The sequence below is a fragment of the Colwellia sp. SU-HH00943 genome, assembly GCF_057546125.1.
Map to the genome: position 1 here is coordinate 271,885 of NZ_BAAJLW010000004.1, position 22,003 is coordinate 293,887.

A 22,003-nucleotide genomic window follows, 5' to 3' on the forward strand; every position below is an offset into this window, starting at 1 on the left:
GCGATGGTTAATTGCCCATGACAACCCTACTATTGATGCCAAAGCTGCAGATCTTTTAATATTTCTTTGTCATTAAAGTAGGGGTTGTCAATGTTAATAATTCGACGATTTTTCAAGTCACCTTGCTCGATATCTTCTTTATAATACTTATGTAATATATCGTTCATTTCATTGGTCGCGATCAGCTTTTTCAAGCCTGCTTCAATTCTAGCCGCAATACGTGGCTCATTTGGAGAAACATAAACATAGGTTGCCATAGGTAAATATAAGGCAAGGGTTGGCTCAATAACGACATTTTCTAAGTTATCTTTTCTACTGCTATATTCATCGTACACTTCATAAATAGCTCGCGGTATATAGTTAAACCTGTGCTTGTTTAACATCAAGAATAAGCCTTCAAAATTGTGGCCTGTAATAATATTCATGCCTAGGTATTCAAAAATATCTGTAGTAACCCAGCCGCTTTGTAAGCCTGCGGTTAACTGTTTTAAATCTTCGAACGTTTTCACCGCTGCAAATTTAGGTAAGTCTTGTTTATTAACTAACAATAAACGATAGCTAAGTAAACCTTGCCTAATAGGGATTTTGATTGGAATGGTGTTATCTTCCCAAGCTTGACTACTTGGGGCAATGAATACATTAATTAGATCGCCTGAACGCATCGACGAAAAGGCTCTACTCGTGGTCATATCAACATTAACAATATCTAAGGTAAATGCGCCATATTCAGCTTCAGTAACCTCTAAAGCTCTCAGTATTACTTCATCCTTATGTGCTGCTCTTTTATCTAATGCCAATACGGGCTTAAGTACTTTAATCGTATCTATAGCTTTTACCGACGCAGCAAAGCTACTCGCGATAACGATAGAGCATAGTATATTTAATGAAATTTTTTTTAGCACAAAAATACAACCTCAAGTTAAATTCATTAATTAAAGTAACATTAAAAATGATCATACATCAACTAAAGCTAGTTAAAGTTAGTATAGACCTTTTCTAATATTCTGTTTCATGCTCCTCTCTTTGTCAGACAAGATCTTATGATTTGCTGATTTAAATCAATAAATGACATGCTTTGTTTTGGTTTTCTGCTTAAAAATATGATCTTGGGCAACAAATAAAATCCTCATGCTGTGTAGACTTTAAACAAAGTAAAAAGTCATGTTTGGATAATTATTATGAGTTTACCAATCGCACAAGGTATTTGCTTTATCGCTTCACTAGCCATAAGCGCATCTGTTATCGCCGCTAAAGATCATACCGATGAATCATCGTTATCTGATGCGCGCAAAATAGCGTTAACTCATATCGTAAAGCAAGATTGTGGTTCATGCCACGGCATGACACTTAAAGGAGGGTTAGGCCCTGCTTTACTGGTAGATAATTTACAAGATAAACCCATTCCTTTTATCCAAAACGCTATTTTATATGGTCGCCCGGGCACCGCTATGCCGCCATGGAAAAACCTTCTGACAGAACAAGAAGCTTTATGGATAGCCGAGCAATTAAAACGGGGCAAAATAACTGAGCACAACGCAAGTCACACTCAAACTATTACTCAGAAATAATAAGGGCTTTCACATGAGAAAAAAATTATTTCAAATAGCTAGCATAAGTTTAATCAGCTTTGCATTAATGGCATGTCAAACAACAACACAAAAAGCTGACAAGTCAGTTCACCATGAGCTACGAGCTACGGGTGATATGGGAGTTATTATTGAACGTGCCACAGGGCAAGTTCAAATTGTTGATCACACGGAGCAAAAAATTGTCAGTGAAGTGGATGGTTTAGGCGACTTATCTCATGCATCAATTGTCTATTCAAGAGACCAACGATACGCCTATGTATTTGGCAGGGATGGTGGTTTAACTAAGGTTGACCTGCTTAAAGATAAAATAGATAAAAGAGTGATCCAATCAGGCAACAGTATCGGTGGCGCCATCAGCCAAGATGGTAAATTAGTCGCCGTATCAAATTACAGTCCTGGCGGTGTGAAAGTGTTTGATAGTGAAACCTTAGCATTAGTCGCCAATATCGACAGTTCAATATTAACCACAAAGCCCAAAAATAAAGACGGTAGCCCAGCCCGATCAAAAGTAGTTGGCTTAGTTGATGCCCCAAATAACAAATTTGTTTTTAGCTTATTTGATAGCCATGAAATATGGATAGCAGACTTTTCAGGTATTGAAGCGGGTAAAGCAATGGAGTTAACCAAGTTTACAGACATTGGTTTATTTCCCTATGACGCTCTGATCAGTGGTGATGGCCGTTATTATATTGCAGGCTTGTTTGGCGAAGATGGAATGGCCTTACTTGACTTATGGCATTTAGATAAAGGCGTTACACGCATCTTAAAAAATTATGGCAAAGGCGAACAAAAATTACCTGTTTATAAAATGCCACACCTTGAGGGGTGGGCCATCGCTGGAGATCATGCCTTTGTACCTGCTGTAGGGCAACATAAGGTATTGGTTGTCAGTACTAAAACATGGCAACAAGTAGCAGAAATCCCCGCTCACAGCCAACCTATTTTTGTCATGGCTCAGCCAGATAACAGACAAATTTGGGTGAACTTTGCGTACCCTGACAACAATACCATTCAAGTATTTAATACTGAAAGTTTCGAGCTGGTTAACACCCTAACTCCTGGGCCGGCAGTACTGCATATGGAATTTACACCACGAGGCGAGAAAGTGTGGATGTCAGTGCGGGATAACAATGAAATTCAGATATACGACACACAAACTCAAACTTTGCAAAAAACCTTACCGTCAAAAAGTCCTAGCGGAATATTTTTCACAAATCGTGCCCATCAAATAGGCTTATAGTTATGAAAATTACGCAACTTCAGCAAGATATCATTAATAATTTTCAAAAAGGTTTTCCTTTATGCAATCGCCCTTATGATGATATGGCTAAAAAATTGACAACCAAAGAGAGACTTATCACTGAGCAAGCGGTATTTTCTGCCTTAAAACAGTTAGATAATGAGGGTATAACCTCAAGAATAGGCCCTGTTTTTGATCATAAAAAAGCCGGTGCTAGCACCTTAGCCGCACTTGCCGTTGAGCCAAAACATCTCGATAAAGTTGCCAGTATTGTTAATCAGTTTGAGCAGGTAAATCATAATTATGCTCGCAGCTCTCATTTTAACAAAACAAATTACAACCTTTGGTTTGTGGTAACCGCCAGCGACCCTGTCGCTTTAAATGACACGCTCACACATATTGAGCTATTAACTGGCTTGCCTGTGCTCGTACTGCCAATGGAAGCCTCTTATCATTTAGATTTAGCCTTTTCGATTAACAGTACCGGTGAAAGTAGCCCTATTGTTAACGAAGAAAGTTTAAATAAAAACCACCACAAACAAACGCCACTTACCAATATACAACAAGGGCAATTGAGATCATTAATTGAAACAGGCTTGCCTACAAGCTTTCAGCCTTATGCAAATATTGCCCAAGCCATTAATGCCAATGAACAACAGGTATTAGCGCAAATTGCCACTTGGCAACAAACAGGGTTAATCCGCCGTTTTGGCTTAGTGATCAAACATCGAAAACTCGGCTTTAACGCCAATGCGATGGTGGTGTGGAATATTAACAATGAACAAGTTGACGCAATTGCCGCCAAACTCGCAAAACGCCATGAAGTTTCTTTGTGCTATCGCCGACCAAGACGCTTACCTGATTGGCCATATAATTTATTTTGCATGATACACGGCAAAGATAAAGATTTTGTATTACAACAAATTAGTGAGCTCACCCAGCAGTTATCTTTAACTAATGTTGAAAAAGACATTCTCTTTAGCTTCAAGGCATACAAACAAAAAGGCGCAAATTACAGTCAAGGTAAACGAGCCCATGGATAAAGCAGCAACCACTCAAGTAAGTGATTTATCGCCGTTAGATAAAGCGCTCATTAATATGCTCCAAAAAGGCTTGCCCGTGTGTGAACGCCCTTTTGCTGAAATAGCTAAAACACTTAGCCAACAAGGCATACAAACCAACGAGCAAGAGGTGATAAGCCACCTACAGGAGCTACGAGCACAAAAAGTATTAACGCGATTTGGCCCTATGTTTGATGCCGCTTGTCTTGGTGGCGCCTTTACTTTAGCTGCCCTTGCAGTACCTGAAGACGATTTTGACCAAGTGACAGAGCAAGTGAATAGCTTTGAGCAAATTGCCCACAATTATCGCCGTGATCATGTCTTTAATATGTGGTTTGTCATTGCCACAGAATCACAAGCTGAAATCGATCAAGTAATTTCAGCAATAGAAGAAAAAACACAATTACCTGTGCTAAACACCCCAAAATTGGAAGAATTCTATGTCGGTCTCTACCTGCCAATCTAATGAACTTACTGCTTTAGAAAGACAATACATTCTAGCAACACAAAAAGGGTTGCCGATTGTTGAACGCCCCTATGATGTAATTGCAAAACAGTTAAATATCAGTGTTGAGCAAGTGTTAGCCTTAACCAAAGACTTACAAGCACGCGGCATTATTCGCCGTATTGCGGCGGTACCTAATCATTACAAGATTGGCTATAAGTTTAATGGCATGACGGTTTGGGATATTGAAGATGACAAAATTCAAGAAGTTGGACAACGTATAGGTAAACTGCCTTTTGTCAGCCATTGTTACCAAAGACCACGTCATTTACCTCATTGGAATTACAACTTATTCGCTATGGTACACGGTAAAAATCAACAAGAAATACAAAAATACCGAAACCAGATCAAAGAATTGTTAAATGATGTCTTAGTAAAGCGCAACCATGATTCAGGTCAAAGTACCCCTACCAAAAGTAATGATATGTTAACCAGCACACAAATATTGAAAAAAACTGGCTTGCGATTAAAAAAATAGACCTTTATCGCAGGTAAGTAGGTAAACAATTATGTTTAGAATATCGCAATTACTCACCACGCTACATAATGATTTAACCACATTAACACCCGTGAAAGCAGTAAGAAAAATGCCTGGACCTGTGGTTATTTGGAACCTTATTCGCCGTTGTAACTTACGTTGCAAACATTGTTACTCTACGTCTTTAGATATCGACTTTAAAGATGAACTCACTACAGAGCAAATAAAAGCCACAATTGATGATTTAAAAGTTGCGCACGTGCCTGTACTGATTTTATCAGGGGGGGAGCCATTACTACGCCCTGATATTTTTGAAATTACCGCTTACGCTAAATCCAAAGGCTTTTATGTGGCTTTATCCACCAATGGCACCTTAATTAACGAAAGCAATATCGATAAAATTAAAGCGGCTGATTATCAGTATGTGGGTATTAGTATCGATGGTTTAGAAGCATTCCATGATGAATTTAGACGCCAACAAGGCAGTTTTAAAACGTCAATGCATGCTATCAAGTTATGTAAAGAAGCGGGTATAAAAATAGGTATGCGTCTTTGCTTAACGAAAGAAAACTTTAATGACATTCCCGCCATGCTGGATTTAATGGAAGAGAATAAAGTTGATAAGTTTTATTTATCACATCTCAATTACTCTGGTCGCGGAAAACGTAACGCCGAAAATGATGCCATGTTTAAAATGACTAAAGATGCGATGGAATTACTCTTTGAACGCGCTTGGTCACATATTAATCAAGGCATAGTCACTGATTTTGTTACGGGAAACAATGACGCTGACGGCCCATTTTTATTACAGTGGGCAACGAAAAAATTTGGCGACACGCACCCTGAAGCAATAGCTAACTTAAAGCAACGTCTTATCAATTGGGGCGGAAACGCCAGTGGTGTTAATGTTGCCAATATAGATAATACTGGCACCATTCACCCTGATACTTACTGGTGGAACCATCCGATAGGCAATGTTAAAAGCGACAAGTTTTCTGATATTTGGCGCAATACACAAGATCCTCTCATGCTAGGATTTAGAGAAACCCCACGCCCGGTTAAAGGCCGCTGCGCTCAATGCAACTATCTCAGTATATGTGGCGGAAACACCCGTACTCGTGCTTTTGCTCAATCAGGTGATGCATGGGCAGAAGATCCTGGCTGTTATCTTAACGACTCTGAAATAGGCATTTCATCAAAAAATACGCAAACAACAATTCCTGTGGTAGAGGTTTAACCACCTACCAATACTTCACTAACATAGCTGAAGCAAGAGAGAGTAGAAACATGACAACAACAAATATAACAACAGCATCAACAACGAATATTCAAATCAAGGGAAAATCACAGCTTAATAGTGGCGAAGTGGCTTTGGTTGGCTCAGGTCCTGGTGATGCAGAATTACTAACCATTCGCGCAATGCGCTTTATTCAACAAGCCGAAATTGCCATTTACGATCGTTTAGTCAGTGAAGAAATATTGGCTTTGCTCCCAGCAAGTTGTGAACGCTTTTACGTGGGTAAAGAGCAAGCAAAGCACTGCGTCCCCCAAGATAAAATAAACCAGCTTTTAGTCGATCAAGCGAAGTTAGGTAAACGTGTATTGCGTTTAAAAGGTGGTGACCCATTTATATTTGGGCGTGGCGGAGAAGAAGCAGAGTTTATTCTTAAGCGTGGAGTCAGTTGTCATATTTGTCCCGGCATCACCGCAGCATCAGGCTGTACCACGTATGCAGGTATTCCGCTTACTCATCGCGGTGTAGCGCAAGGTTGTACTTTTATCACGGGTCATATTCAAAATAATGGTCAGTTAAACTTACCTTGGTCTAGTTTAAGTTGTGCGACACAAACAGTTGTCTTTTATATGGGCATCAATACCTTAGATAAAATAGCTACTCAGCTTATTAGCCATGGTAGAGACGCTAATACACCCGCAGCCTTGATTCGAAAAGGAACCCAGCCTGAGCAAAAAACTTATCGTGGCACTATTGGTAATTTAGCTGAGCTAGTAGAAAAACATAACATCACCCCACCAACATTAATTGTTATTGGTGATGTGGTGAATCAATTGACCACCAAACAGTTAACCACGCCAGGTTTCTTAGATGCGAGCGATTATGAGCAAATTTCTTTACTTGATGAGCAAGCTGTACAAACTGCATAAGTCATTAGGATTGAGCAATGAAAATAACACTATGGGTAAGTAAAGTTATCGCCTTAACGTTCGCGGTGACTACGTTAACAGCCTCCGCTATTGAAGCAAAAGACAATACGGTAGATAAAAGCCAAGATAACGCTGAAAAACTTTATATAGAACACTGTCAATCGTGTCATGGTATCGATCGTTTAGGCGCTATGGGACCAGCATTACTGCCAGAAAATCTTGCTCGATTTAGAAAGAACAAAGCAATAAAAGTCATATCAAAAGGTCGTGCAGCCACACAAATGCCAGCCTTTAATCACACTTTAACAGCGGCTGAAATAGCCCGCTTGGCTGAATATATTTATACGCCTTCACAAGCTTCATTAACGTGGAACCTTGCTGATATCAACAATTCAAAAGTTGAGCATTTTAAGCAAAGCACATTACCTAATAAACCTCAGTTTGATGCCGATTTGATGAATCTGTTCATTGTAGTTGAGTTAGGTGATCATAGTGCCACTTTACTTAATGGCGATACATTCGAATCATTGGATCGTTTCAAAACACGCTTCGCCTTACATGGCGGTCCTAAGTATTCTCCTGACGGTCGTTTCGTTTTTTTCGCTTCTCGCGACGGCTGGATAAGTAAATATGATATTTATAATCGTAAAACTGTCAGTGAAATAAGAGCGGCTATCAATACCCGTAATATCGCCATTTCCAGTGATGGTAAGTATTTAATTGTTGGTAATTACCTACCAAACAACGTTGTTATTCTTAACACCAGTGACTTATCTCCTCTGAAAGTCATTGATGCTAAAGACAGTGATGGAACTAGCTCACGTGTTAGTGCAGTATACAATGCCCCACCTCGCCACAGTTTTATTGTCGCACTAAAAGATGTCAAAGAAGTATGGGAAATTCCATACAGTGATAAAGGCGGCGTAGAAGTATACAAAGGTTGGGCACATGATTATAAAAATGAAGCAAAAGCTGAAGGCTGGAAAGTTAAAGAACAATTTCCTGTTAGGCGCATTAAAACTGATGATTATTTAAATGATTTCTTTTTTGATCCAGACTATGTCAACCTTATAGGCACCGCACGCAATAGTCATAATGGTCAAGTTATCAATCTAGACACGAAAAAGAAAGTCGCCTCAATTGCACTAACAGGTATGCCACACTTAGGCTCAGGGATTACTTGGGATTACCAGGATAAAGAGGTCTTTGCATCACCAAACATTAAGGAAGGAAAAATCACCGTTATTGATATGAAGAACTGGGAAGTTATCAAAGAGATAGAAACTCAAGGTCCGGGATTTTTTATGCGTAGCCACAGTAATTCCCCTTATGCTTGGACCGATGTATTCTTTGGTCCCAATAACGATAAAGTCCATGTGATTGATAAGAGTACACTAGAAATAGTCAAAACCTTAGCACCTATGCCGGGTAAAAATGCTGCCCATGTAGAATTTACCAAAGACGGACAATATGTACTGTTAAGTGTCTGGGATAACGAAGGTGCACTTATTGTTTATGACGCTAACACACTAGAAGAAATTAAACATATACCCATGAAAAAACCTTCAGGCAAATACAATGTTTTTAATAAAATTAACTATGAGCGAGGAACCAGCCACTAAAGTAAACTAAAAACCTTGTTGATGAAAGCGGTAAAATCAGATATAAGTACAAGATATGTATAACTTTTAGGTACGAAGTAATGCGTTTAAAATATTGTTTAGCGATGACTGTATACCTACTAATATGCTCTCATCAATTTAGTTTTGCCGCACAAAAGACAAAAGTTATCAACGTTAATGATGTTGATTGGCCTCCGTACTTTTTTATCGATAACACCACAAAAAAGTACAATTTAGGCATTGCTAAAGAAATCTTAAACCATTGCCTAGCTAACTCTGGCTATGCCATCAACTATATTCGTTTACCTATCCAACGCACGTTCGACTATATGGAGCAGGGTGTGCTGGATCTTACCGTTTATTCTTATAAAAAAAGCCGAGAATCAGCATTAGTTTACGCCAGTGAACCTGTGTTTAGAACAGAGTATGGCTTTATGGTTAGATCAAACAGTGACATTAACATTACCCAACTAGATGATGTCAAAGAGTATCAGATAGGTCACTTAAAAGGTTTAAGTTATACACCTGAATACATGCGCATCATTGAAGAAAAAACGCTTCTTAAACAGGTCACAGAAAGTAATAATTTAGAGACTATGTTCGCTCAGTTATTAGCCACTAATCCAAGGTTTGAGATTATGGCTGATGCAAAAGCAACCTTGCATTGGATTGCAAAGAAAAATGGCATCACAGATCAAGTTAAAGTGCTAGATTACACCATTAAGCATAAAGACTATTATATTACTATTTCAAAGCGTTCTAAAAATATTCACGACCCTGTCGCCCTACTAAGTGAAATGGATAGTTGTATAACACAATTAAAACAAAGTGATAAATATCGAACTATTTTAGCCAAATATGGACAATAACGGTTTGCACTTATGTGCTGACAATTTGTAGTGTTGTCAGTTTGTTTCTTATATCTTGATAACCTTGCTGCTCACATGAGCCAAACCCTGACAACTGCTTGACTTTATTACGAGTAAAAAAGGGCACTGTCATACCGGCAAAAAAACGGCAGTAACTTTCTAGCGATAAAGGTTGAGAGATCTTTGCAGACAAATGCTGCTTTAGACCTGCCGCATCTTTTATTAATGCTTCGTTAGTTGGCCAAGTTGTCTGTTGAGAATAACTGAGTTTAGCCACTTCTCCTCGACAAACACTGCAATGACCACACTGAAGAGGTGCTTCATGATCATCAAAATAAGCCGATAAATTATGACTTAAACAGCTATCTAACTGAAAAAAGCGCACTAACGCAGCAATACGTTGTATTTCTTTTTTTTCTTTATCAACAAAGTATTGATATAAGTGATTCGCCAACATAGGGTCACTAAGCTCATGGTCATTCACTTTAAATACTTCGGTCATACGAGATGTTTCAACAATAATCATCTGCTGCGCTTGTAAATACTCAAGTGCAGCAATAACACGATTTCTATCAATTGACTTATCTTGCAATAAATCATCAAAACTTAAACTACCCCAAACTTTTTTAAAGGCCGTCGCTTTAAAAATTGCTGATAAAAACACCTGCCTTTGTTCATCAAAGTTTGACAATATTTGCTCTTGTGACGCTAGTAGCTTTATTTTAAAGTCGGCAAAATAGGCATACATGGGTTCAATTACACCGTAAAGCTCTAATTGCACTAACAAGGTTTTAAGGGGTAATTGCTTAATATTGCAGGCATTGGAAAGTTGCAGCACTTGTAACTCCCATTTCCCCTGCTCGGTATCTGTTTTAATATTATCTAAAACAAATTCAATACCGCTAAGTTCTGGTGTGTCACCGTAAACAAAATTTTCTACTGTATTAATACCATCTAAATTCGCTAAGGTAACACAGTAAGACTGCTCGCCATCTCGCCCTGCTCTGCCCACTTCTTGAGAGAAATTTTCAATGGATTTTGGCAAGTCATAATGAAAAACAAAACGAATATTACTTTTGTCTATCCCCATACCAAAGGCAATGGTGGCAACAATAACTTGAATATTGCCCAGCATAAAATCCTGCTGTATTTGACTGCGTTTATCGCTGTCAAAACCGGCATGATAAGCGCTTGCATTAATGCCTGCCCTTTGTAAATAGTCAGCTACTTGCTCGGCGCTATGTTGTAACGTGACATAGACAATGCCTGAGCCAGTATGGTCTTTTATCTTCTCAACTAAGTATTCATTTTTATCCGCACTAGTCAGTGGCACAACAGATAAATCTAGATTGCTGCGGTAAAACCCCGTTTGCACAATATGTTGCTCAGCTATAGCAAATTTCTCCGCCATATCTTGTTTGACTTTTTTGTCGCTGTTGCGGTTAATAGCAAAGTTAAAGGAATATTGAGTGCTTGACGATAGCTTGGCAACTTCAAGTAATCGGGTCTGAAGTTATGTCCCCATTCAGATATACAATGCGCTTCATCTACCACCAACATAGAAACAGGCACGCTTTGAATAAACTGGCGAAAACGTTCATTTTTAAAACGCTCCACTGACACCATCAATATTTTAATGTCGCCGCTGCGCACACCACTCATCACCGTCTGGACTTCATCACCTTTCAAGGTCGAATCTATACTGGCAGCATGAATACCTTTATTCGCTAAAAACGCCAGCTGATCTTTCATTAACGCCAATAGAGGTGAAACTACTAGCGTTAAATGAGGTAAATGCAAAGCTGTTAATTGATAACACAAGGATTTCCCAGAGCCAGTAGGAAAAATAGATAAGCTTGATTGCCCAGCTAATAATTGCTCAATCGTTTGTGCTTGCCCTGGCCTAAAGTCATTAAAGCCAAAAACTTGCTGTAACGATTGAGTAATTAACTGACTATCCATGATATTCCTACCTAAAAGGGAATAATAAACCTGAACTCGGCTTAATTAAATTTCAGCGGCAATGACAGAAATTTCAACCAACAGCGCTTCTCGTGCCATTTTAGCGGCAACACAAGCACGGGCAGGTGCATGCCCTTCAGGTATCCAAGCATCCCATACGGCATTCATTTGTGCAAAATAACTCATGTCTTTGACATAAATGGTGGCTGACAAAATATGCTCTCTATCACTACCCGCTTGTAATAATAGGGTGTCCACTTTATCAAGCATGGTTTGTGTTTGTTCAGTGATATCTTTTGTGGCATCCGCCGCTACTTGACCACATAAATAAATAGTACCGTTATGTTTAACTATACGGCTCATTCGTTGTTTGGTTTCTAATCTTTCTATAGTCATTTTCATTTCCGCTCCTCCTAGTAGAAATTTTATCGGCATTGTTTTCACATTTTCTTTAATCACGTATAGTCATACGCTCAAAAAGAAAACATTCAACAGCTTTGCTAAAATTCCAACTAGAATGAGCTTTCCTTGTTCATTAAAAAATAAAACCCCAATGCTTTTAAACAGTGGGGCTCTTTATAAAATATCGCTTGTAAATCTCTTCACTGAGTTTTTATTGAAAGCGGAGATAGAACATTCAAATTCAAGGCGGAAGCACGGAGCCTATGACAACAGGTGAGTACTTCCAACACAGAAGTTGAGTGTTATAGCATGCTTACAAAAAAACTATTCCAAATCTCTAACTAAAGTGCAGGTAAATCATTTTATTTCTAGGAGATAGCGCGGAGCGTAGTTTACTACGTGAGCACTTTCGACAACGAAACAAGATGATTTAACCAACTTAAGTAGAGATTATTCCCATTCGATAGTCGCAGGCGGTTTACCACTAATATCGTAAACCACGCGAGAAATACCATCAATTTCATTAATAATACGATTTGAGACTAACCCTAGGAAATCATAAGGTAAGTGTGACCAACGCGCTGTCATAAAGTCGATAGTTTCTACACAGCGTAAGCTCACTACCCAATCATATTTACGCGCATCACCCATTACGCCCACAGAGCGAACAGGCAAGAAGACGGTAAATGCTTGGCTTACTTTATGATAAAGCTCGGCTTTATGTAATTCTTCAATAAAAATGGCATCAGCACGACGAAGTAAATCAGCATATTCTTTCTTCACTTCACCTAAAATACGTACTCCTAAACCCGGTCCTGGGAATGGGTGGCGGTAAAGCATGTCATATGGAAGACCTAGCTCTAAACCAATTTTACGCACTTCATCTTTAAATAACTCACGTAATGGCTCAACTAAACCTAATGCCATATCATCAGGTAAACCACCAACATTGTGGTGTGACTTAATGACGTGCGCTTTACCTGTTGCTGACGCAGCAGATTCAATTACATCTGGGTAAATAGTCCCTTGTGCTAACCATTTCGCGTTTTCAAGTTTCTTAGACTCTTCATCAAATACTTCAACGAAAACGTTACCGATAATTTTGCGCTTAGCCTCTGGCTCATCTTCGCCCGCTAAACGATCTAAAAAGCGCTGCTCAGCATTTACATGAACAATATTTAAACCGAAATGATCACCAAACATGTCCATAACTTGCTTGCCTTCGTTTAAACGAAGTAAACCATTATCAACAAAAACACAGGTCAACTTATCACCAATAGCTCGCTGCAATAACATCGCTACTACAGATGAGTCGACACCACCGGATAAACCTAAAATAACTTCATCATCACCTACTTGTGCTTTCATTTTGGCAACCGCATCTTCAATAATTGATGCTGATGTCCAAAGTTTTTCACACTGACAAATATCAACAACAAAGTGCTCTAAAATACGCATACCTTGTTTTGTGTGAGTCACTTCTGGGTGGAACTGAACGCCGTAAAATTGTTTATCTTCATTTGCCATGGCTGCATAAGCACAGCTATCAGTTTTAGCAACGGTGGTAAAACCTTCTGGAATATTAGACACTTTGTCGCCGTGGCTCATCCATACATCTAATAATGCATTACCATTACCACCAATATGATCTTCGATATTTTTAAATAAAGCTGATTGCGCAACCACTTCTACAGCAGCATAACCAAACTCTTTATGTTCACTACTTTCAACGCCACCACCAAGCTGTTCTGCCATAGTTTGCATACCGTAACATATACCTAATACAGGTACGTTAGCGTTAAATACATATTCAGGCGCACGTGGTGAATTTTCTTCTGTAACTGATTCAGGGCCACCAGCAAGAATAATCCCAGTAGGATTAAATTCTTTTATCTGTGTTTCACTAACATCCCATGACCAAAGTTCACAGTAAACGCCAATTTCACGAACACGACGAGCAATAAGCTGCGTGTACTGTGAACCAAAATCTAAAATCAGTATGCGGTGATCATGAATGTCTTTACTCATGTTATCTCTCATCTTTACGGCTCTATTAACAATGCATAGAGCAATTTATTAAGTGAAACAGGCTGAGTTATATTATTAATAACTCAGCCTGTTGGAATTTTTTGTCCTTAACTTTCAAACGTAAACTCAAAAATAGTTTAGTTTGAAGGCTAGCTAATTCAAGTACAAAGAAGAAACACGGAGCTGACGAGAGTCAGTGAGTATTTCTGATGCCGTAATTGAATTAACTAGCAAAGAAATAAGCTATTCGACTAGCCCATTCTATAATTCGGGGCTTCTTTGGTTATGGTGACATCATGTACATGTGACTCGCCCATACCCGCAGAAGTTATTTTCATAAACTCAGGCTTAGTACGCATTACTTCAATAGTTTCACAACCCGTTAATCCCATTGATGAACGTAAACCGCCCATTTGCTGGTGAATAATTGCTGCAACAGGGCCTTTATAAGCAACACGACCTTCAATACCTTCTGGCACTAATTTATCCGCTTCACCATCAGTTTTCTGAAAGTAACGATCACTTGAGCCTTCTTTTTGATCCATCGCACCTAAAGAACCCATACCACGGTATGACTTATAGTAACGGCCTTGATAAAGTTCAACTTCGCCTGGCGATTCTTCTGTACCGGCTAACATGCTGCCAACCATCACACAATGTGCGCCGGCAACAAGCGCTTTTGCAATATCACCTGAAAAACGAATACCACCATCGGCAATGACAGGGATATCTGTACCTTTTAAGGCTTCAACCGCGTTAGATATGGCTGAGAGTTGTGGTACACCAACCCCTGTAACAATTCGTGTAGTACAAATTGAACCTGGGCCAATACCCACTTTCACTGCATCAACACCTACATCAGCTAATGCTTTAGCACCAGCACCGGTAGCTACATTACCCGCTACAATTTGCAAATCAGGGTATTTGTCACGTGTCTCTTTCACTCTATCTAATACACCTTGAGAGTGACCGTGTGAAGTATCAATTAATAAAACATCAACACCAGCAGCGACTAAAGCATCAATACGCTCATCAGTTCCAGCGCCAACACCAACCGCAGCGCCAACACGTAACCTACCAAATTCATCTTTACAAGCATTAGGCTTGTTTTCAGCCTTTTGATAATCTTTCGCGGTAATCAAACCAACTAACTTGAAAGCATCGTCAACAACAAGAATTTTTTCGATACGGTTTTCATGCATTAATTCTAAAATGTCTTCACGAGCTGCACCTTCTTTTACAGTGACAAGCTTTTCTTTAGGTGTCATTAGCGCAGAAGCTTGCTTAGTTAAATCCGTTTCAAAGCGTAAATCACGACCAGTGATAATACCCACTAAGTTATTTTCTTCATCAACAACAGGAAAACCAGAAAACCCTAATTCATCGGCTTTTCGCATAATTTGCTCAATAGTTGCCGTCGATTTTACAGTTTTAGGGTTAGAAACAATACCGCTTTCGTATTTCTTAACTTGTTTAACGTTACTCGCTTGCTCTGCGATAGTCATATTTTTATGAATAAAACCTAAACCCCCCTCTTGAGCTAAGGTTATTGCCAAACGTGCTTCAGTCACTGTATCCATCGACGCAGAAACCATAGGAACATTTAAGCTAATTTTTCGAGTTAATCGGGTTTTTAGATCGGCTGTATGAGGGAGTACCGTTGAATGGGCAGGTACTAATAAAACATCATCAAAAGTTAACGCTTCTTGGGCAATTCGTAACATCGCAATATCACCAGAGTTAAGAGTAGAGTGGACACCAAATTAATTATAGTTGGTGTCAAATATTGCGGCAGAATTTTAACCGTTTTCTCTAGTTAGGTAAACATAAATTTTCTATTGAGGTGTAAATTTTTGTCATTATTTTTCTTCTGTTGGATTAGTGTTTAACGCGCTTTATCTACTCACTAAAAAGCAGTCAAACGATTAAAAAGCCAGATCATGGCAATTGTGCCGGAAAAATAACTCACTAACTTATAAAAGCTTTGTATTTTTATATCTTTTTTCAATGTTTTTATTAAAGAGAAAACCAAAAACAGCGCTAAAATAAAAAGCAACTGACCAACTTCAACACCTAAATTGAAATACAGCAAGGCAGCTATTTTTTCATCTTCAGGTAAACCTATATCTGATAATACCGACGCAAACCCAAAACCGTGTAACAAACCAAAAGTAGAAGAAACAACCACAGGGTATTTAAAGGTTAAACTTGCTTTATTTTGTTTAGCTATTTCAATAGCTAAGAAAATAATGCTCAAAGCAATTACCGCTTCAACAGGTGCAATAGCAACACTGGCAATACCCATAGTTGCCATAATTAACGTCACAGAATGTGCGAGAGTAAAACCTGTGATGGTGTAAAAAAGTTTTCTCGGCGAGTTAGCAATAAACACTAAACAAGCGACAAAAAGCAAATGATCAAAACCAATAAGAATATGCTCTATACCAATAATAATATAGGTAAATAATGTGTTAGCCGCTTTATCGCTTGGCTGATAATAAAAATTTGGCGTATCGGTATTTAATACCGCAGTTACCAATGTACTATCTTGCTTAACTATTCTTATCAACACATCCGTTGCCGTATTTTCTATCCCGTCAATCGACAGTGCAAAGTCACCATTAGCTTGTGTCGACTGTACTGTCCATGTTTCTACGTAGGCATTATTGATAAATTGTGCTTTTTTAGGTGATATGGCCGTTAACTGTTCATCAAAATTAACTGCTAAACTAAATCGCTTGTCGCCTTTTGCAGGCACTTTCCAGATGATGTCAAAACTTTGATCCGCGATTTCTGTCATGGTTAGTGATGCAGGCCTCATATCATCAGCTATAACCATAGCTGGCAATCCCATAACGAATAAAAAGCAGCTAAGAATAAAAGCTTTCATCACTTGTTATTCACCTCAGGTGCTACTGCTAATTTGGCATTAGTATTCACTACATTAATACGGTACTTTGCCAATAGATCTTGCTCAAAACTTTGTTGATATAACTTACTTTGTTGATACTTCCAATCAACAATTAATTGCTTGCGAACCGCTTCGAAGGTTTTTGGCTGATTAATTGAACGAGCTGATAATTTGATCAAGTGATGCCCTAAGCCTGACGAAATAGGTTGCGACCACTTTGCTAACTCAACATTATTTAACTTAGTTGAGAAGCCTTTACCAAATTGTCGGTCAACTTGAAAAGCAGTATTATTAAGCACTTGCGTAGCCAACAAGCTACTATCTCCTTTCGGCATTTCTCCTTGTGAGATAGCCATGAATAAAGCATCTACAGTGTCTTGAAATGCTTTTTTATTCTTTTTAGGCGCAATATATATTTGCTCAAAGCTATAGTTTGCTTCATCAATATAATTGTTTTGATGAGCTTGATAGAAGGACTTTAACGCTGCTTCACTAGGATCTTGCAAAGATGACACATCTTGAAGCATGAACTCCATTTTTTGGCGTAAACGCTTACGCACCACAGCATCATTATCAGCCAAACCAAGTAATTTAGCTTCACGGGCATAGATTTCATCAAGTACATAATCATTGATAAGTTTCTTCATTTCTTTTTGATCTGGAGCTCTAGTCCAAGTCTTTTCGAAACCTTTTTTCAGTTGCTCAACCCTTAAATCTGAGATTTGAATATTGTATTGTGCTTGCTCATCACTATCACCTATAGCGGCATCGATAATAAAAAAGACTATGGCAAGTAACACGAAATGGAGCAGAGGCTCTGAGAATATTTTTTTTAACATGTACAGCTTCTATGAAAACATCATTTAATAAATAAAACCGCTATTGAAAAGTATGTTCAACAGCGGTTTAGTTAGTGGTTATCAGATTACCAATATTAGTGGTTGTACCAAATTGGCGATGTATAAGCTCTATCTTGAATAGTGGCAGGGACATCTGTTGGTAAATCAATGTTATAACGAACTGCGTCATAGGTTGTCCAACGCGGTGTTGGAATAGCTAAAACACGCACATAATAAAATGCATTTTGACTGGCATCAAACTCAGGATCTTGCCAAATTGCTTTTAAATTAGCCGCACCTATATCATTGCTATACGAGGCTGTAGTGACATCAACACTATTGCCAACAGCTTTGTCACAACGACGTTCAACAATGCTTCGGTTATCACTACAGGCAATATCAAAAATTTTCTCATGGGTATTACCATCTGCATCCATCCAGCCTTTAATCACTTGCATGCGATCTAGATTAGCGGCATCAGGATCTTTCATGCCAACCACCATTAATTTAGGCGATTTACCGTTGGCAGCAACTAATTGCCCTCCCATAGGAACACCATTTTCATAACCTCTAGCAACAAAATCATCACTCATTAAATCAGCTTCAGTAAAATCCCAACCTGCAAAAACTCGGACCTGTATACGCTGGCCGGTTGTCGCATAAGTTTCTCTTCGCTCCATAGATTCAAATAAAGCTTCGCGAGTATTTTCTTTCGCCCAAACACCTGCTAAACCTGCCGCTACTGACTCGCGGTAATAGATAGTTTCATCACCACCTTCCATTAACGGTTTTGTCATACGTGCTTTTCCAGGCTCCATGGTGGACATTTTACCGAAGAAATTATCCGCTTCTGTGGTTGCTAAACCGGTATGACTATCTGTTGCACCGATCAAGCCAAACTTATACGGGTTAGTTCCTAATTTTTTCTCTAGCACTAATCCCCTTTTAAGGGCTTCTCGACCATACTCGCCCGCTAACATTTCGTCAGTTTTGGGCACAGAAAGATCTAAATTACCAAAAGCCCAATTTTCAAAATCTGCAAACTCATCATTTGGAGACAACACGGGATGAGCTTCGCCATCACCTTTCATTTGCGTTATTTCATAAAGCGGTTCCCAGCGGGCGCGTGTTTCAACATATTCTTTATCTAAAGTTTTACCATCAAATTGCGCTTCTAGAGGAAACATGATGCCATTAGCTAAATTACCATTATGAGCTATAGCTAAGACTTCACCTTGAGTATTCTCTTCATAAGATTGCATCCACTTCCACAAATCTCGCGGGTTGATACTGCCATAAGGTGGTGTAGCAGTATAAGGCACCATTTTACTGGCTTTACTGGCACCATCTTTATAAATAACCACGCGGTGCATATTGTTACCTTTAATCAGTGATGTCCACTCATAACCAATAAAGGCGGTAAACTTACCCGGCTCATTATATTTTTCTGCCGATTCAATAATACGATTCCAAACATCTTTATAGCCTTTAGATTCAGGATCATAATTTAAGGCATCAGGTAATTCACCTTGAGAAAACAACTTAATCAGCTCAATGGCGACTTCATGATTCTTTCCTGCTTTTAGATCTTCATAAAACTGCTTACCTTTAGGGTCACTGACTAAAGCATCTTTTCCGGCATATAAATCAGGGATCATGCCCATATTATCGGAATGGTCAGAAACAACGAGGAAATCCAACGGTTTGACTAGCTGGGTTTTTAAGCCCATCGAGGCGGTTATTTGCTTACCACGCGCATATTCATAGGCGTCATCAGGAGATAATGTATTACCAAAGGCACCAGCATCGAACGAGTTGCCAGTATGTAGGTGAGTATCACCAAAATAAACTTGTTGTGGATATTTAGGCGTTGTGGCATTTGAATTTGGAGCAACAGCTGTTTTTGTTTCGACAGTGGCGGTTTCAGTTTTTGTACTTTGCTCACCACAAGCCTGTAATAAAAGCGCACTTACAATGCACGATAAATATCTTAATTTCATTTTCCCTGTCCTATTTTTATTGTTACTTGATGATTAACAAACATTTTTACAACGCAATAAAATGATATAACTAATCTAGTTCAGTTACTGTTCATTTACAATACTCAATAACTAGTAATATAGATCATTTCATTTTTGAGAAAATTAAAATAGTTAGCCTTAGGGATCATAGTGAAGATATAATAATGACATGAACCCCTCCACCTTTTAACGAACACAACACGGCACTTATGACAGCGCAACACATTCTCCAAGTAAGTGAGTTAACGAAAAAAGTACGCTTTATTTTAGAAAGTGAATTAAATACGGTTTGGCTTACGGGTGAAATTTCCAATTTTGTTGCTGCTAGCTCAGGTCATTGGTATTTATCACTAAAAGACACTAAGTCTCAAGTGCGCTGCGCTATGTTCAAAGGCAACAATCGAAGCGTTAGGTTATCACCTCGAAATGGCCAACAAGTGTTAGTACGAGCCAGAGTCTCTTTATATGAGCCAAGAGGCGACTTTCAGTTGATTATTGAGCAAATGGAAGATGCTGGTGAAGGCTTGTTACGCCAACAATACGAAAAATTAAAAACCAAACTAGCCGCCCAAGGCGTTTTTTCATCCACTCATAAAAAAGCGATACCTGAGCATATAAAAACCCTTGGTATCGTTACTTCTCCTACAGGTGCAGCAGTAAAAGATATTTTAACTGTACTCAAACGCCGCAACCCGAGTATTAAAGCAATTATTTATCCGGCACTTGTACAAGGAGAGTTTGCCAGTAATGACATTTGTCATGCTATTGCACTAGCCAATAGCCGCAAAGAATGTGATGTACTTATTGTTGGTCGTGGTGGAGGTTCCTTAGAAGACCTTTGGTCTTTCAATGAAGAAAGTGTTGTACAAGCCATTTATCATTCTGCTATTCCCATCATTAGTGCCGTAGGCCATGAAATAGATACCACGTTAAGCGATTTTGTTGCCGATTTACGTGCTCCAACCCCTTCAGCTGCTGCCGAAGTTGTCGCTAGCGATAGTGCTGAGTTATTAGCAAAAATAGCGGTTTATAAGCAACGTTTACACAATGCAATTATCAAAAATATGCAATCTGTTAACCAGCAGTACCAACACTTGCAACACAGATTAAAACAAGTACACCCTGAGCAAAAGCTACTTGTACAACAACAAAAAGCTGATGAATTAAACACTCGACTTATTGTTGCCGGCAAGCGTTTGTTACAGACTAAAGCTCAACAACCAAAACAATTACAACAACGGCTAAATCAATTAGCGCCAAATAAGCAAATTGCGAATAAACAAATACAAGTTAAACAACTAGAACAAAGATTAACCTATGCCATTCAACAAAACATGCAACATAAACAAGAATCTTTTGTCCATCTTATTGAACAATTACAGTTAGTTAGCCCATTAGCTACGATTGCACGTGGTTATAGTGTTACCCGTAATGAACAAAACAAGGTGGTTAGTTCAATTTCGCAAGTCTCTGTGGGAGATGAGGTGAATATTCAAGTTGCTGATGGTTCAGTAAATGCCGTGGTTAACGAAGTTAGCAACGATGTTGGCTAATTTTCTAGACTGATAGCATCGAGCAATAATTGGTTGACCGAGTCATTACTTTGTTTATCAAATTGCACGCCAAATGACATACCATCAGTTTGCTGTTTTAAATTACAAACTGCACCGTTTAACTTAATGTTATTACCACCTTGTTTATCTTCAATAATGATCTCAATGGATTTTTTTTCAGATAACACCAGCTTTTCGCCATTAACAATATTTAGCTGACAACCACTCACCGATAAATTAATGATTGTGGTTTGCCAGTAATTATCATCTATCTTTACTTTCGCCGTGATATTGGTATCAATGCGAATAGCTGAGCGTAAATTTTGCAGACTAACGGTTCGAGGAAAATCTAACACCATGATACGCGATGGCAATTGTACAGTTTGTTTGATTAAGCTAAGAAAAGCGACGACACTACCCTCATGCCCTTCAATCAAGCCACGCACAGTAACCGCAGTACCTTGTTTAATATGTTGTGAGAATTGTCCTAATTTGCTGGAATCAGGATACTGAATTAAGACATATTGTTTTGGTAAATAACCTATAAACGTAGTGCGAAATTTAGCTTTTTGCCCTGCCGGTGTTGCAATATCAATGGTGACTTGTGAGCCAGCATGAAACAAACCTAAGTTACGACTAAGGCGAGTGGCAGTGTCAATTTTAATTGGTTTTTCAGCCATAAGCGATTCATGTTGAACAAAAAATTATTTATCCACATTAGCCAAAGATCACCTTAAAAGCAATACATATAGCCAATCTA

General features: G+C 38.7%; 18 protein-coding genes and 1 pseudogene. 10 read left to right on the forward strand and 9 right to left on the reverse strand.

What is annotated here, in order from left to right; genetic code table 11:
• Positions 1–29 precede the first annotated feature (29 nt).
• Positions 30–902, reverse strand: coding sequence for a hypothetical protein (locus AC27GZ_RS12815; RefSeq protein ID WP_487095590.1), 873 nt, complete (start codon positions 900–902; stop codon positions 30–32).
• Positions 903–1,178: 276 nt separating this feature from the next.
• Here AC27GZ_RS12815 and AC27GZ_RS12820 point away from each other — a divergent pair, with 276 nt between their 5' ends.
• From AC27GZ_RS12820 to AC27GZ_RS12860, 9 genes are all read left to right on the forward strand, one after another.
• Positions 1,179–1,568 (forward strand): c-type cytochrome, encoded by a 390-nt coding sequence (locus AC27GZ_RS12820; RefSeq protein WP_487095592.1) that lies wholly within the window; start codon positions 1,179–1,181, stop codon positions 1,566–1,568.
• 13 nt (positions 1,569–1,581) lie between these two features.
• Positions 1,582–2,829, forward strand: a complete 1,248-nt coding sequence (locus AC27GZ_RS12825) for a cytochrome D1 domain-containing protein (protein ID WP_487095593.1) — start codon at positions 1,582–1,584, stop codon at positions 2,827–2,829.
• Between the two features lie 2 nt (positions 2,830–2,831).
• The gene (ahbB, locus tag AC27GZ_RS12830; protein ID WP_487095594.1) at positions 2,832–3,872 is read left to right on the forward strand and encodes a siroheme decarboxylase subunit beta; all 1,041 of its coding nucleotides are present in this window, start codon (positions 2,832–2,834) and stop codon (positions 3,870–3,872) included.
• Positions 3,865–4,356 (forward strand): Lrp/AsnC family transcriptional regulator, encoded by a 492-nt coding sequence (locus AC27GZ_RS12835; RefSeq protein ID WP_487095596.1) that lies wholly within the window; start codon positions 3,865–3,867, stop codon positions 4,354–4,356. Before ahbB (AC27GZ_RS12830) ends, AC27GZ_RS12835 begins: the two co-directional genes overlap by 8 nt.
• Positions 4,331–4,873 carry a siroheme decarboxylase subunit beta gene (ahbB, locus tag AC27GZ_RS12840; RefSeq protein ID WP_487095597.1) on the forward strand — a complete coding sequence of 181 codons (543 nt, stop codon included), beginning with the start codon at positions 4,331–4,333 and terminating at the stop codon, positions 4,871–4,873. Before AC27GZ_RS12835 ends, ahbB (AC27GZ_RS12840) begins: the two co-directional genes overlap by 26 nt.
• Before the next feature lie 31 nt (positions 4,874–4,904).
• Positions 4,905–6,110: a heme d1 biosynthesis radical SAM protein NirJ gene (nirJ, locus tag AC27GZ_RS12845; RefSeq protein ID WP_487095599.1), complete on the forward strand. Its 1,206-nt coding sequence runs from the start codon at positions 4,905–4,907 to the stop codon at positions 6,108–6,110.
• A gap of 50 nt (positions 6,111–6,160) precedes the next feature.
• Complete coding sequence (cobA, locus tag AC27GZ_RS12850; protein WP_487095601.1) at positions 6,161–7,036, forward strand: uroporphyrinogen-III C-methyltransferase; 876 nt, start codon at positions 6,161–6,163, stop codon at positions 7,034–7,036.
• Positions 7,037–7,053: 17 nt separating this feature from the next.
• Positions 7,054–8,658, forward strand: a complete 1,605-nt coding sequence (locus AC27GZ_RS12855; protein ID WP_487095602.1) for a cytochrome D1 domain-containing protein — start codon at positions 7,054–7,056, stop codon at positions 8,656–8,658.
• 80 nt (positions 8,659–8,738) lie between these two features.
• Entirely contained in the window at positions 8,739–9,527 is a 789-nt protein-coding gene (locus AC27GZ_RS12860; protein ID WP_487095603.1) for a substrate-binding periplasmic protein, read from the forward strand.
• A 10-nt stretch (positions 9,528–9,537) separates the two neighbouring features.
• On the opposite strand, the pseudogene AC27GZ_RS12865 reads toward AC27GZ_RS12860, so the two are convergent.
• From AC27GZ_RS12865 to AC27GZ_RS12895, 7 genes and pseudogenes are all read right to left on the reverse strand, one after another.
• Positions 9,538–11,489: pseudogene (locus AC27GZ_RS12865) on the reverse strand (RecQ family ATP-dependent DNA helicase).
• Positions 11,490–11,534: 45 nt separating this feature from the next.
• A complete protein-coding gene (locus AC27GZ_RS12870) occupies positions 11,535–11,885 on the reverse strand; it encodes a RidA family protein (RefSeq protein WP_487095605.1) in 351 nt (116 codons plus the stop codon).
• Between the two features lie 456 nt (positions 11,886–12,341).
• The gene (gene guaA, locus AC27GZ_RS12875) at positions 12,342–13,919 is read right to left on the reverse strand and encodes a glutamine-hydrolyzing GMP synthase (protein ID WP_487095606.1); all 1,578 of its coding nucleotides are present in this window, start codon (positions 13,917–13,919) and stop codon (positions 12,342–12,344) included.
• Between the two features lie 251 nt (positions 13,920–14,170).
• Entirely contained in the window at positions 14,171–15,643 is a 1,473-nt protein-coding gene (gene guaB / locus AC27GZ_RS12880) for an IMP dehydrogenase (RefSeq protein ID WP_487095607.1), read from the reverse strand.
• Positions 15,644–15,825: 182 nt separating this feature from the next.
• Positions 15,826–16,809: a HupE/UreJ family protein gene (locus AC27GZ_RS12885; RefSeq protein WP_487095608.1), complete on the reverse strand. Its 984-nt coding sequence runs from the start codon at positions 16,807–16,809 to the stop codon at positions 15,826–15,828.
• Entirely contained in the window at positions 16,809–17,669 is an 861-nt protein-coding gene (locus AC27GZ_RS12890) for a peptidyl-prolyl cis-trans isomerase (protein WP_487095609.1), read from the reverse strand. The genes AC27GZ_RS12885 and AC27GZ_RS12890 overlap by 1 nt, the downstream gene beginning before the upstream one ends.
• A 95-nt stretch (positions 17,670–17,764) precedes the next feature.
• Positions 17,765–19,669 (reverse strand): DUF3604 domain-containing protein, encoded by a 1,905-nt coding sequence (locus AC27GZ_RS12895; RefSeq protein WP_487095610.1) that lies wholly within the window; start codon positions 19,667–19,669, stop codon positions 17,765–17,767.
• A 230-nt stretch (positions 19,670–19,899) separates the two neighbouring features.
• Here AC27GZ_RS12895 and xseA point away from each other — a divergent pair, with 230 nt between their 5' ends.
• Complete coding sequence (gene xseA / locus AC27GZ_RS12900) at positions 19,900–21,243, forward strand: exodeoxyribonuclease VII large subunit (protein WP_487095611.1); 1,344 nt, start codon at positions 19,900–19,902, stop codon at positions 21,241–21,243.
• Here the strand turns inward: xseA and AC27GZ_RS12905 are convergent.
• The gene (locus AC27GZ_RS12905; RefSeq protein ID WP_487095612.1) at positions 21,240–21,923 is read right to left on the reverse strand and encodes a PilZ domain-containing protein; all 684 of its coding nucleotides are present in this window, start codon (positions 21,921–21,923) and stop codon (positions 21,240–21,242) included. The genes xseA and AC27GZ_RS12905 overlap by 4 nt on opposite strands.
• Between the last annotated feature and the right edge of the window lie 80 nt (positions 21,924–22,003).

Coding starts and splice junctions, on each gene's coding strand:
- ahbB (WP_487095597.1), top strand. CDS start 4,331: ATGTCGGTCTCTACCTGCCAATCTAATGAACTTACTGCTTTAGAAAGA.
- guaA (WP_487095606.1), bottom strand. CDS start 13,919: ATGAGTAAAGACATTCATGATCACCGCATACTGATTTTAGATTTTGGT.
- AC27GZ_RS12905 (WP_487095612.1), bottom strand. CDS start 21,923: ATGGCTGAAAAACCAATTAAAATTGACACTGCCACTCGCCTTAGTCGT.
- nirJ (WP_487095599.1), top strand. CDS start 4,905: ATGTTTAGAATATCGCAATTACTCACCACGCTACATAATGATTTAACC.
- AC27GZ_RS12885 (WP_487095608.1), bottom strand. CDS start 16,809: ATGAAAGCTTTTATTCTTAGCTGCTTTTTATTCGTTATGGGATTGCCA.
- AC27GZ_RS12855 (WP_487095602.1), top strand. CDS start 7,054: ATGAAAATAACACTATGGGTAAGTAAAGTTATCGCCTTAACGTTCGCG.
- AC27GZ_RS12820 (WP_487095592.1), top strand. CDS start 1,179: ATGAGTTTACCAATCGCACAAGGTATTTGCTTTATCGCTTCACTAGCC.
- AC27GZ_RS12825 (WP_487095593.1), top strand. CDS start 1,582: ATGAGAAAAAAATTATTTCAAATAGCTAGCATAAGTTTAATCAGCTTT.
- AC27GZ_RS12835 (WP_487095596.1), top strand. CDS start 3,865: ATGGATAAAGCAGCAACCACTCAAGTAAGTGATTTATCGCCGTTAGAT.
- AC27GZ_RS12895 (WP_487095610.1), bottom strand. CDS start 19,669: ATGAAATTAAGATATTTATCGTGCATTGTAAGTGCGCTTTTATTACAG.
- ahbB (WP_487095594.1), top strand. CDS start 2,832: ATGAAAATTACGCAACTTCAGCAAGATATCATTAATAATTTTCAAAAA.
- AC27GZ_RS12860 (WP_487095603.1), top strand. CDS start 8,739: ATGCGTTTAAAATATTGTTTAGCGATGACTGTATACCTACTAATATGC.
- AC27GZ_RS12890 (WP_487095609.1), bottom strand. CDS start 17,669: ATGTTAAAAAAAATATTCTCAGAGCCTCTGCTCCATTTCGTGTTACTT.
- AC27GZ_RS12870 (WP_487095605.1), bottom strand. CDS start 11,885: ATGACTATAGAAAGATTAGAAACCAAACAACGAATGAGCCGTATAGTT.
- cobA (WP_487095601.1), top strand. CDS start 6,161: ATGACAACAACAAATATAACAACAGCATCAACAACGAATATTCAAATC.
- guaB (WP_487095607.1), bottom strand. CDS start 15,643: ATGTTACGAATTGCCCAAGAAGCGTTAACTTTTGATGATGTTTTATTA.
- xseA (WP_487095611.1), top strand. CDS start 19,900: ATGACAGCGCAACACATTCTCCAAGTAAGTGAGTTAACGAAAAAAGTA.